The organism is Erythrobacter litoralis (genome assembly GCF_029760855.1).
GTDB lineage: Bacteria > Pseudomonadota > Alphaproteobacteria > Sphingomonadales > Sphingomonadaceae > Qipengyuania > Qipengyuania litoralis_A.
This window is the reverse complement of the sequence record NZ_SOSI01000003.1, coordinates 283,201-295,840: the sequence shown is the minus strand read 5'-3', so window position 1 is coordinate 295,840 and position 12,640 is coordinate 283,201. Positions and strand designations below refer to the sequence as shown.

Annotated in this window: 8 protein-coding genes; 4 read left to right on the top strand and 4 right to left on the bottom strand. The window is 56.7% G+C overall.

The features are described 5' to 3' along the window. Positions 1 to 370 precede the first annotated feature (370 nt). Positions 371 to 829, bottom strand: coding sequence for a hypothetical protein (locus E3U23_RS07135; RefSeq protein WP_279350538.1), 459 nt, complete (start codon positions 827 to 829; stop codon positions 371 to 373). Between E3U23_RS07135 and E3U23_RS07130 the strand changes: the two genes are divergently transcribed. Continuing rightward, positions 799 to 4,431, top strand: coding sequence for a tetratricopeptide repeat protein (locus E3U23_RS07130; protein ID WP_279350537.1), 3,633 nt, complete (start codon positions 799 to 801; stop codon positions 4,429 to 4,431). The genes E3U23_RS07135 and E3U23_RS07130 overlap by 31 nt on opposite strands. Positions 4,432 to 4,440: 9 nt before the next feature. Here the strand turns inward: E3U23_RS07130 and E3U23_RS07125 are convergent, their stop codons facing one another. The 3 genes from E3U23_RS07125 to E3U23_RS07115 form a co-directional block, all read right to left on the bottom strand. After that, positions 4,441 to 5,955 (bottom strand): type IV secretory system conjugative DNA transfer family protein, encoded by a 1,515-nt coding sequence (locus E3U23_RS07125; RefSeq protein ID WP_279350536.1) that lies wholly within the window; start codon positions 5,953 to 5,955, stop codon positions 4,441 to 4,443. Further along, positions 5,924 to 7,081 (bottom strand): hypothetical protein, encoded by a 1,158-nt coding sequence (locus tag E3U23_RS07120; protein ID WP_279350535.1) that lies wholly within the window; start codon positions 7,079 to 7,081, stop codon positions 5,924 to 5,926. Before E3U23_RS07120 ends, E3U23_RS07125 begins: the two co-directional genes overlap by 32 nt. A gap of 71 nt (positions 7,082 to 7,152) precedes the next feature. Continuing rightward, positions 7,153 to 7,503, bottom strand: coding sequence for a TA system antitoxin ParD family protein (locus E3U23_RS07115; RefSeq protein WP_279350534.1), 351 nt, complete (start codon positions 7,501 to 7,503; stop codon positions 7,153 to 7,155). Positions 7,504 to 8,074: 571 nt separating this feature from the next. Here E3U23_RS07115 and E3U23_RS07110 point away from each other — a divergent pair. The 3 genes from E3U23_RS07110 (at position 8,075) to E3U23_RS14340 (ending at position 12,441) form a co-directional block, all read left to right on the top strand. After that, positions 8,075 to 10,423 carry a TonB-dependent receptor gene (locus tag E3U23_RS07110; protein ID WP_279350533.1) on the top strand — a complete coding sequence of 783 codons (2,349 nt, stop codon included), beginning with the start codon at positions 8,075 to 8,077 and terminating at the stop codon, positions 10,421 to 10,423. Positions 10,424 to 10,780: 357 nt separating this feature from the next. After that, entirely contained in the window at positions 10,781 to 11,641 is an 861-nt protein-coding gene (locus tag E3U23_RS07105; protein ID WP_279350532.1) for a phosphoribosylglycinamide synthetase, read from the top strand. After that, complete coding sequence (locus tag E3U23_RS14340) at positions 11,638 to 12,441, top strand: NTP transferase domain-containing protein (RefSeq protein ID WP_431732666.1); 804 nt, start codon at positions 11,638 to 11,640, stop codon at positions 12,439 to 12,441. The genes E3U23_RS07105 and E3U23_RS14340 overlap by 4 nt, the downstream gene beginning before the upstream one ends. Positions 12,442 to 12,640 lie beyond the last annotated feature (199 nt).

Genomic DNA, 12,640 nt, shown 5'->3' with positions numbered 1-12,640 from the left:
GACATGGACTGTCATTTTTAAACATGGACAGATAATTACTAGCTTTCGGTTAGATGCGTCTTGCCGATCTAAAGCGCGTCGTTACTCAGAGCATAATCATTCCCTAGAAAGATAAATCTACATCACATGTCCAGATGTTTGTTAAACCAGCATTTATCGTGGTCCAAGGTTGCTGAGTGCGTAACGTTCCCTCTGCTTCGTTGAATGCAGCATCGAAGACATAATGTTCGGAACGTTCCCCAATCGATTATTCTTCTAGTCAGTCAATATCCTCGCGAAACTCCGGAATGAGACGGGCGATAAGCCGCCATCGCCTCGCTTCAGAGAGATCGAAGCGATCCTCGGCAGCGTCCGCTCGGCTGAGCGCTTCCTAGCAGGTGAAATAGCCGTACATGTCCAGGTCGGCGAGAAATCGATCTGCCACGGTTTCCCAGAACAAGGTTTGGGCCAGATCGTCTTTCATCCAAGCGAGATCTGCGCGCTGTAGCGCGGTAGCGGTATCCCTTAGTAGATTCGCATCGCCAAGAAGTGCCGTTTCGCATGAAGAGGATCGGTGATAAGCTCGAACTCCGGCCGAGCTTCCTTCCAGCAGCAACGGAGGCAAGCTGATCTGCAGGCTTCTTTCTCCGGGCAACCGTAACCAACGAGGCGACGCTGCCTTTGCAAAAGCATACGCAATTGAGTTAATCCTCCAAATTGTCACTTCTCCAAGTAGTGCATAAGAAGTTCGGGATCTTTGTCCGGCAAAATGAGCCAAGGAACCGACCATATCGATTAGTGCGATATCAAAGAAAAGCCATGGAGGACAAAGAATTGCGCCAACCACCATTTGTCGGCGAATCGCGACGATTGGTCGTCGACGGACTCCTCGAGATACTTGAGGAAGTTCAGTATCATGAACGGGCAGCCTGGGTCTCGATTGAAGCCCCCTCCGGTTGGGGGAAAACGCGAGTGGCGCACGCCTTCTACGAGCGGCTCGCCGCCCGGCAGGAAACCGAATACTGGCCGTCCACCATTTTGGAGGCAACCGATGCGAGCTTTCTCGATGTCGCCTCACGCCGCAAACGGGTGTTCCCCGAACCTCATGCGATCGACCGCGTTTCCGGGTCGCTTCCGGAATTTTTCTGGTGGGGGATAGCCTGTGATTTGCGCAACGGTGTGCCTGCGGAAGCACTTCATCAGGATCTCGGACAAATTGAAGCACACAGCCTCTATCTTGAAGCGGCGTCAGCGGCCCTCATCAACAGTGAGCGAAAAAGCAGCCTCACGCTGGAAAGGGCGCGCAAGGTAGCCTCTGCCCTAGTCGAGGAAGCTGCGGGAGAGGGTCTTGGGCGGCTGTCAGAATTGCTTCTAGGCTCTGCTTTGCCCGGCATGGGCCTGATGGTGGATCTCGCCAAGCTGGGCTTCGGCCAAGCGCGGGACCGGCAGGAACGGAGGGAGGCTGTAGCAGAGGCCGGAATGGCGCTGGAGGCAGCTGACGACGACGTCTCCAATACAACTGCCCTCTTGCGTCGTTTAGCGCGACCCGGCTTGCCGATCATCGTGTTCGTCGAGGATATTCACCGGGATGATGGGCTGGTCAGCGAACTCGTTTCCAATCTTGTGCGCTCGAACGCGGCTATCATGCTCATCTCCACCACTTGGCCCGGTGAGATCGAGCGTTCTTCTTTCCTGTCTTCTCTCACCAGAGCTGAGGAGCTCGGATCGGATCGCATTTTCCGATTGAAACACGATCAACCTCTACCGGCGATCTTTCCCGCTGGGGCCTCGATGGACGAATTACCTAGCGCTGCGCTCAAGCAGCTCATCCTCTCCTATTTTCACAATACAGAAGCCGCCGTGCTCAATGGCCTCGCCAATCGCTACAACAATCCGCTGCCGATCGAGATCATCTGCACCCTGCCCAAGCACCAGCGCGGCGCGCGCGAAGGAAAGCTTGTGCTTTCGGCAGAGGAGATCGAACGGCTGCCCCGCAAGGTGGAAGATCTCTATCGCGAACTGTGGGATGAGATTCCGTATGCCGCGCAGTGCCTGCTCGCACTCTCGACGCTTGCTATCCCTACAGGCAGCGCAGAATGGAACAGCGCGCTGGTGAGCGAAGCAATCGAGACGGTGAGCGAGTCGCTCTTCGGCAACGAAGGCGACGATGCGACCGGGGACACGGACGAAGCGCTGAACGGGTGGGTTCGCGATCTGCATAACTGGATGCGGCGCTTCAACGAACCTGATCAGATGGCGATCGCGCGGAGCGAACTGGACAGCGAGGAACTTTTCGGTCGTGAGACTATCCTGCCTTTTTTAGAAAACCTCGCCTCCGCACTTGCTAAGAAGGATTTGAACTGCGAGGGCGAGATTGCGTCCGAGCAGCAGTATCAAGCATGGTTGGTTATCAATCTGCGGAGTAAGGGACTGCTCGACAATGACATTCTCGTCGATGCCGTGCTGCTGTTAATGCGTGCCATGGCAAATTCTCCGCGCGCCCTTCCGAACCGTTTGGAGTTGTTCGGCTGGTTCTGGAACAGGCTCCAGAAGGAGTCTGAAGAGGCTGAAGTCACTGACGAAGCGGGAGAAAGCAATGAGGACGAGGAAGAAGCCAAAACTCTTCAAAAGAAATTCTTCATGATTCTCGAGCTCGCGGCCAATGCGTCCGCGCAGGCGGGTCGCGTGGCGCAAGCTATACCGACATTCGAATTACTGCTTTCGGAACGCCAAGACGCCCACGGCAAAGATCATGCCGATGTGTTGCGCACACGTGACCAGATAGCAGCATGGACCGGCTATGCCGGCCGCGCCGCCGAGGCTCTCGAACAGCATCGAACTCTGCTAGAGGATCGTCGGCGCATACTCGGAGAAGGTCATCCAGACATATTGGCCAGCCGCAACAACGTGGCGTTCTGGCTTGGCGAAACTGGGCGCCTGGGCGAGGCACTGGAGGCACAGCGCGCCCTACTCGATGATCGCCGTCGCATGCTTGGGAAGGATCATCCCGATGTCCTCACCACAAGAAACAACATCGCGCATCTGCTCGGTGCAATGGGGCGGGTGGAACAAGCCATCGAAGCCTTTCGTGAACTGTTGACCGATCGTGCCCGCATACTCGGCGAGGAACATCCTCTGACCCTTCTGACCCGCAATAACCTCGCTACTTGGCTTGGCGAAGGCGGCAGAATAGCGGAGGCGCTGGAGGCTCACCAAGAGCTTCTTAAGGATCGCCAACGTCTGCTTGGTGAAGATCATCCGCATGTGCTTTCGACTCGAGGCAATATTGCGAACTGGATAAAGGAAACAGGGCGGGTCGAGAAAGCATTGGATGCACAACGGGAGCTGTTGAAGGATCGCATTCGTATCCTCGGACAAGATCACCCGGATGTTCTGGCGAGCCGGAATTCAATCGCTACTTGGTTGGGTGATAGCGGACGGATAGACGAGGCGATTGAAGCCCATCGCGCAGTGCTGGAAGATCGATGTCGAGTGCAGGGCGCGGATGATCCCACGACACTGAATAGCCGCCACAACGTCGCACATTGGATTGGTCGGATTGGTCGCTGCGAGCAAGCTCTCGAAGCCTTTCAGGATTTGCTGATCGATCGTCAGCGTGTTTTTGGTGACGCCCACCCGGACACATTGCGCACACGGAACGAGATCGGTCATTGGCTAAGCCAATGCGGTCGCCTGGAAGAAGCTTTAGCAGTGCACTCGAAGCTGCTGGCCGATCGCATTTCTATCCTAGGCGAAGATCATCCGGCGACCATGTTGACTCGGAGCAACTTTGCCTACTGTTTATACCGGACCGGCCGAATTGACGAAGCCTTGACCGCTCATCGCACTTTGCTGGAGGATCGCCGTCGCGTGTTTGGCGATGACCATCCCGACGTGTTGCTGACTAGGAATGAGATCGCCGTCTGCCTCGGCGATTTGGGACGCATTGATGAGGCGTTGGTCGCCCATGAGGCGGTGCTTGCGGACCGTAAGCGAATACATGACAAGAACAATCCTTCCATCTTGCAATCACGTATCAGCATCGCTGCCTTGCTTGGGAAATTGGGACGGCACGAAGGAGCGATCGAGGCGCACCAGGCAGTACTCGAGGACCGGCTTCGCGTGCTGGGGGAAGAACACGCTGATACGCTGCAATCACGCAGCAATCTCGCCGCGGTATTGGCGAACGCCGGCAAATTCGATAACGCGCTCGCCGCTCATCGGGAATTGCTTAAGGACCGGCAGCGCATTCTCGGCGAGGATCACCCCGACACACTACAAACACGTAGCAACATCGCCGCCGTCTTAGCGTATGCTGGACATCTCGACGAAGCGGAAGCCGCCTTTGTCCAGCTTTTGGACGATCAAATGCAATTGTTGGGGGCAGAACACCCAGCTGTTCTGAAAACGCGACAGAATCTTGAAGCAGCCCGAAATTTGCGTACCGAATGAAAAATACGGCTAATCATACCTTTTGAGCAGATCGGCAATTGCATCCGCCTCGCTTGTCTCCGCCCGCTTTTCGTCTTCCCGGGGATAAACGTTCTTGAGCCGCTTTACCGGTTTCTTCTTCTGCTCAGACGGCGGAGCGTTGAGGTAGAGCGGGTTCTCATCGAACCTGCCTGCAAATGCAGGATCGGCGAGATAATTCGGCCGCCGAGCAATAAACGCATCATCACCGCGGGTCTGGACGATCATCTCGTCATCATCGAGATCAAGTACGGTTTCGGGGCGCATGAGCACAAACAGATCGGCAAGGCTCTTCGCCGCGCTCATGTTCGGTGCGCCGAAGGCCTGCACGACCTGGCAGTTGTTGATAATTGTTTCCCAACTCGTCGGATAGGCATGCTTAAGCTGCGACACGTCCTGCCAAAAGCTCCAGGTCTGCAGGCCGTAGCCGCGCATCAGGGTGATCGCCTGGCGCAGCGGCGGGAACTCCCCGAGCTGTGCCGCTTCGTCGAGGATCAGCATTGTCGATTTCGGTGTGCGATACCGTCGACGCATGATCGCCTTGAGCAATGTGTTGACCCACAGCCGCAGAAGCGGTGCGTGGCTTTCCAGCATGTGCGGCGGGAGCACAATGTAGATCGTCATCGGTTCGCCGTGCGTCACCGCTTCCAACGAGAAGGACGAACTAGACGTCGCTTCGCGCACCGGCGCGCCCCGCACGAAATCGACCATGTCCTGTGCCGTGCTGACGATGCTGCCCAGCGTGGTGTCGGCCAAGTTGCGTACCGAGGCAGCCGCCCGCCTGACTTCTGGATGGGGTGATTGCTTCAGCAGCTGGTAGAGGGGGTTGCCCGAGTCCGGCACGGCGCCGTCCGATGGGCCGTTCATTCCGAGCCCTAGATTGGCACGTACGCCGGCAAGAGTGCGCTCCGTCCGGTCCTCGCAGCATGCCGCGTGCAGCAGGAGCGCCGCGACGAGATGCTGCCCGCGGCTATACCAGTACTGGTTGTGGCTGTCCTTCTTCATGTGGATCGAGAGGCTTTCGGCCAATGAAGCGGCCTCATCCACGCAATTAGGGTCCGCGGGGTCGATGGCATCGAGGGGGTTGAGGCATGCGGATTGGCCGGCGACGATATCCATTGGGTCGATCACATGGACCTCCTGCCCCAACACCTCCTCTCGATAGCGACGCGTGACGGCGGCGTTCTCCCCCTTCGGATCGACAACAATCATGGGACCATGATGGGTCAGCAGCGCTGGGATGATGCAGCCGACCCCCTTGCCGGCACCCGTCGAGGCGATCGTGACCAGATGCCCTTCCGCGCCGAACAGGATCGGATCGACGAGAGCAGAACTCTGCTTCGAGCACGCATCACCGAACGCGAAGCCAATATTCGGTTTCTCATGAGCCTGTTCCATCGACCAGCCAACGAGCAGTCCCGAGCCTTCAATACGATCAGGCAGTCTTGGAGAACGCGATGCGGTGGCATAGGTCTCACTGAGCATAGCCGGCTTCCGTGTCGACATAGCGGACTTCCTCGTCGAGGTGCCAGGCGAGCGGGCCTTTGGTCAGCTCCATGATAGGCACATCATCTGTCATCTCGATCAGGCCATCGGGGGTGACTGTAAAGTGCGCGCCGAACAGCGCGTTGCCGTAGCGGACAAGCGCCCTCAGTTTCCAGCCGTCCTCGGGTGGGTCGGCTCTTGTAACGGAGAGCGGTATATGTTTATCAATCAAAGCCTGCTGTTGAGGGTCCGCATTTTCAGCAAACCCCTCGCTCGCTTCGATGACCGCGAACGGGCCTTCCTCTCCGCAAACGACCCAGCAAAAATAACGCAGATAATGCTTTGCCTGCTCATCTGACTTCAGATCAAGCGGCGCCTGTTCGTTCAATTCGTGGACCTGTTCCGATGCGACCGTCAAGGGTGCCATTCTCCCTTCAAGCACGACAAACGCTACTTGACCTAGCATTCCGGTGCGATGGCGCACGACCGCATCGACGAAGAGCGCTTGGCCGTAGAAGGTCAACGGCGTACAACGCAGCGCCACCTGGCGGTGCTCTAGCGGCCAGGGGGCCTCCACCCCATCCAGCACCAGCTTGCGGGTCAAGCCCGTCAGAATGTCTTGAGCATCCTGTGGCTCGATTGGTTGCCAGTCGGCAATGAAGGGCGGCGCCAATCGAGATAGGAGATCAGTATCGATCCGAGCAGTAATTTTCGCCCGCAATGCGTTCTCGATCTCTTCGTCCATCGTAATCGAAATTCTTTGGTTATCCCGGCCGCCGAAGCTGGAGGGCTCAGCATCTCCCTGGCTTGGATCTTTATTGCCTAACTGTTCTTCGCCTTTATCCCTGATCCTCCCGAACTCTTCGAGTTCTCTGAGAGGCCCGAGAAGTCCGCGTGTCATTACATCATCAACCGGATTACCGGTGTCGTTGTCGTCGTTCTCATTCCTTTCGATAGCATCGCCCTCAATTTCGGACAGAGCAAAGGACGCTGTCGGAGACTTCGCCAAGCTTGCGGCCACCAACCTGTATATGCGCGAATTGCGCGCCATGTCGCGCCGCATATGCGGGTTCTTGTCCGCGAGCATCTGGTAGAAGTTCGCGGAGTCCTGCAGCAATTTCACGGCGACATCGGCGTTTGTATGCATGCGTAACTCCTCACTGATGCTTCGGTCGAAATAAGAAATTATCCTCCCGGCTTGATTCGTGGTGGCCTGCGTTACCCTTTGAAGCTGCTTCGCATTGTTTTTGCCGTTCGGTTTATTGCCTGTTCATCGCCTTCATTTAGGATCATTCGACCTTCGAAGAGTAACTGGTTCAACCCTTTAACTCTGGCGGAAGGTGAAGCTTCGATCGCTATGCCTAGCCGCGCCCAGTGCTCGACCTGTCCCGAGATCGAGCGACTGTGGATCTCGCCTTCATCGCGGGCTCTTTCGACCAGCGCTACCGACAAGCGGACAGCAGTCACGGTGCCGCCTTGCCGGTCCTTCCCGATCGTTGGCTTCTCATTTATTGGTCGTTCCAAAAGCTTATGGCGAATATGAGGATTATGAGCGATGAAACGATCCATTCTAAAATCGCTTAGAAGCTTACAATACTGACTAGTCGTTTGTTTGCGCCGGATCGATCATCTTGCAGCAAGTACTAAAGGAACACGTGAGTACAAGATCGTGTTGCAAAATGCAACGCGGTGGCTCTCGTTCTGTCAGTCAGGTAGAATTTCGAGCGTAAAGGCATGACGTGAGCAGAGCGAAACACCGAAAATGGGAGTGAGTATCCGGCGCCAGTATGAGCGTTAACGAACGACCGCTTCTGGGCGTTTACCTTGCGGACGGGAATGGCTGAAAGTGGGGCGCGTTTCAGACAGTCCGCTCTGATGGGTAGCTGTCAGACAGCTCGTGGGCCGGAGGGCGTCCGTCTCTTTCTGGTAGTTCAGCCCGTAACAAGCCGTTCGGCATACGACGCCTTCTTGACTGTTAGCAAACTTAACATCCGGCGATGTCACGCGGAGCTCCTTACGATTGCTACGAGACGCCTTACGGGAAAACGGAGGCCTTTCACCTAACTGTCTTCGAACTGTCGCCTCGCTGTCCTGATCGGTTGATAGAAGCCCCACAAATCCAGTTCCATTGGGGTCTTCTATGCGCGTTCAAACACTTGGCCGGTTCGCTTTGCTTAGCGCCACTTCCGTTCTTCCTTTCGGCGCCCTTCACGCGCAATCTTCCTCCCAACCTTCGACGGGCGAAGAGCCGGCAGCCATCGGCGATGTCATCATCGTCACGGCGCAAAAGCTGGAGCAGGTAGAGACCGACGTGCCGATTACGATCTCAGCCGTTAGCGGCGAGCAGATCGAGGAATTAGGGGTTACCGATCTCGACGAATTGTCGAGCTACGTGCCAGGGCTCAACATACAGGAGCAAAGCGCAAACAATCCTGGCATCGTAATTCGCGGCGTAACCAGCGACTCCGGTTCGGCGCAGCAAGGGCCGCGCGTCACCCTTTATTACAACGGGGTCGATATTTCCCGGTCGCGAGGAAGCTATCAGGCCATCTACGATCTTGAGCGGGTCGAGGTCATCAAGGGGCCACAAGCCACCTTGTTCGGAACCGCCTCGGCTGTCGGGGCGATCAGTCTGGTTTCGGCAAAGCCGCGGCCCGGGTTTGCCGCCGAGATAACAGGCGGCTACGGCAATTTCGATCAGACTTTGCTCTCCGGCTTCATCAATGCGGGCTCCGATACATTCGGCCTCCGTGCTGCGGCGGAATGGCGTACTCGCGATGGGTATGTCGAGAACCTTGCCGAGAGCCAGGAAGATGAACTCTACGCCCAAGATCAGCTGGGCGCCCGGGTTTCCTTACGATGGCGTCCGACGGATACGACGTTGGTCGATCTTGTCGGCACCTATGACAGGCAGCGAAATGGCGGCACACCGTTCGTTTCGGGACGTTTACCCGCATACGCCGGTGCGCCGGGCGGCGCCGCCAACGCCTTCGAGTCTGCCAATCTTGGCGGTTCGCCTTTTTCCGCGCAAGCTTTGGGGGACGATCAGCTCGGCCTCGACCGCGACGTGTACGATGTCAATCTAACGATCGAGCAAGAATTCGGAGAAAGCTTAATCTTCACTACTGTGAACGGCTACCGCGAGTTCGACAGCGCTGAAGTTTTCGACGCCGATGGATCCGCCGCACCATTTCTGGAATTCGCCGAGATCGCAGAAGGGTGGCAAATCAGCCACGAAGGGCGGTTCTCTTATGTCGATCCCTTTTGGCGTGCTGCTTTCGGGTGGAACTTCTTCCGCGAGGACGGTCGGCAAAACGTGCCTTTCTCTACCGAGGAAGGTACGTTTTTGCAGTGCCTGACCAGCCTCGCGACCCCGGCTCCGCTTATCCCGGGCATACCGTGCGTGGCGCCGGACGGCAGCGTCCCGGCGAGCGACGTGACCGCGCTCGTGACTCAAGGCGCGGTAAATTCCATTCCCTACACATCGGTATTCGAAAATCAGGGACGTAACGACAGCTATTCCGTATTTGCCGATGTAACCGCTATACCCAACGAAGCGATCGAATTAACCGCCGGGGTACGTTTTCTTATCGAAGAGCGACGTTCGGCTTTTCTTGCTGACGTTCCCGCCTCGGTGATTACCGGAGCGCCACTCGTTCCCGGGCAGGTCGATACGGGCGGAGAGACTTTTGATGACGAGCGAAGCTTTTCGGCAGTGCTGCCTCGTTTCAATGCCCTGTTCCGTCTGACACCGGAAGTAAACATTTATGGTACGGTTTCCAAAGGTCGCCGTTCTCCGGTCGTCCAGATCGCGGCCGCACAGGTGCTCGGAGCGCCAACACAGATCGTGCCGGAAGAAACGGTCTGGAACTACGAGGGCGGAATTAAAGGCCAGACCGGAATTATCGGCGGGTCGCTAAACGTATTTTATCAGCAGTACGACGGTTTCCAGGTCAGCGTTGTGCAGGCGGATGGCACCTCGCGCACGGAAAGCGCCGGTTCGGCAAGTAATCTTGGCGTCGAGGCAGAAGTTACTGCCGATCCCGCCCCTTGGCTGGGTTTGTTTCTAAACGGCGCTTATATCGATGCTAAAATCGACGAGGACGACGCTTTTTCCGGCGCGTTCTCCGGCGCACGTTTTCGACTGCAACCCAAATACCAAGCCTCAGGCGGCTTTACTATAGACGCCCCTATCTCCGACGACATACGCTTCTTCGCGACGCCATCGTTCACTTACCGCAGCAAGCTTTTCTTCGAACTGCCGAATAGCGAGCTTCTGAGCCAAGATGACGTGTTTCTCGTGAATGTGCGGGCCGGCGCCAGTTTTGCGGACGACCGGTTCGAAATTTCCGGATTTGTCCGCAACGCTTTCGATGAAGAATACCTGCTCGATGCGGGAAACACCGGGGGCGCATTCGGCATTCCGACTTTCATTCCGGCGGAACCCCGTTTCTATGGTATTCAATTGACCGCTCGGGTCGGCGGATGAGTCCAACTTGCGGAGCGTCCAGCGCTTTAGGTTCCAAAATGGGATAAAGGAACTGATCGCTTAGGGCGTCGATGAATTGCGGCGCCCAAGCAATTTGAACCTTCGCAACATCGCGGTAACAGAGTCATATAGCGGAAATACGATCGCAGCGGCGCAGTCACATTGTTGGCGTATGAAATTCCTACGATGTTGCCGTCAGTCCACGCCTTGTCGATCTCCGCAGCTGACCGCTCGCGATTGCGGTTTTTGTTTTGCGCCAAGCACGCTTGCTCGGACGGCGCATTAAGCCCGACCGATGGTAACCATGCTGCGTACCACCATGAATTGCTCACGACCTTACGCGGCCTCGGGCTGAGTGTGGAAACTGTTGACCGGTACGAGGCGCTATACAATCCGAATGGCTTTGATTTTGTCGTGACCTTGCTCAATCGCGGCGGGTTCCAGAACAGCGAAATGCTCGGTCCGCTGCTCGCGACGAAGAACGGTTTGCCTTACCTAGGCGCGACCCCGATCCTTCGCGGGTTGGCCGACGACAAGCATCTATGCCGCCAACTGGCGCGTCTGCATAACATCCCGATCGCGCAGGGCGGTATTGTTCGCCAGGGCGGAATTAGCACGATCGAACCGTTCGAAGCCGATCTGTATGTCGTGAAGCCCAACGCTTCCTCTGCTTCTTGGGGCATTCAGTTCTGCGAGACTTGGGCGCAGGCACAGATGCAGATCGGGCGTCTCCACTGGGAAGGCCACGACGCCGTAATCGAAGAATGGTTGCCGCTCTACGACGTTGCGGTTCCCGTCATCGGGGGGCGTAATGGAATGCCGCAGCTTCTTCCGCCGATGCTTTTCAACAACGGCGATCCACTATCCTTCCGATCCTATGAAGAGAAGCGCGGACTTATTCCGCAAGACGTATCGGACGATCTCATAGAGATCGATGACGTTGCCCTGTCCTCTCGGTTTCACGCGATGGTCACGCGGCTACTACCCGAATTCTGGCCCTTCGATTATGGGCGGCTCGAATTTCGGTATGATCCTAGGACGGGTACCATCCATTTCATGGAGATCAATGTTTCGTGCAACCTATGGTCGCGTAAATCGGTGTCCCGTGCTGCCGCGTTGTGCGGATTGGATCACCCCGCTTTGGTAGAGACAGTGTTGGCGCATAGCTTGCAGCGGCAGGGCTTGATTGAAAGCGATCATAGAGTTGCGGTAGCGTGAAAGCCGCCGCGATTGTGCTGGCCGGGCGGCGCGAAGGACGGATCGATCCCTTCGCTCGCGACCATGGCGTAGACGATAAATGCCTGATCCCGATCGCGGACGAGCCATTGATCGTCCATGTCGTACGGGCACTCGCCGAATGTGAATGCGTGTCGCACATTGTCGTGGTTGGCGGCATGGAAAGCTCCCTGCGTGAGTGCATAAATCCAATCATCTCCTTTGCGAATAAACCCCTCACGATACTTCCGGCAGCAAACAATCTGGTCGATAGCGTGTTCCGCGGATGTATAGAGGGCGGGTTCCCGGCAATCGTAACGACCGCCGATAACGTTCTCCTTAGCCCTGCGAGCGTCAAGGAGTTCGTAGCGCGAACAGCAAGCATACCCGAGCCTGCGGCAGCCGTTGCGATGGTGCGGCGGGAAGCCGTGCTCGCTGTGCACCCTCAGGGCCAACGACGCTTTTATGAATTTTCCGACGGAGCATACTCCAACTGCAACCTCTACTGGATCGGTGACAAAGCTGCCTTGCGCGCCGCGGAAAGCTTTCGCGATGGTGGTCAATTCGTAAAATTCCCCCTGCGAATTGTCCGGGCTTTCGGGTTGGTGAATTTACTGCGTTTCCGGTTCGGAATCGGATCGACCGACCGTATCTTTTCCGGTATCTCTCGCCGAATGCGGGTCAATGTACGGATGATAGAGATCAGTGATGGGGCCTGCGCGATCGACGTCGATCATGAGCGATCCCACAGTGTCGCATCAGATGTCCTTGCTAAACGCAAAGGACAACCCACCGCAGCCTGATATTCGATAGCATTCTTGTTGACATTACGCCCGTTGCCGCCCCCATCCACTAAGGGGCAGAACGCTCTACTGACGCAGTATTTCGACGGCTTGCGTCGGAATTGGTCCCAGTCGGAAATGGCATTCGGCAGAGCATTGGACCTGGCGGGAAGCGGTCGTTGGTCGTGCGATGAAAAGCGAATGCTTTCACCTGACATTC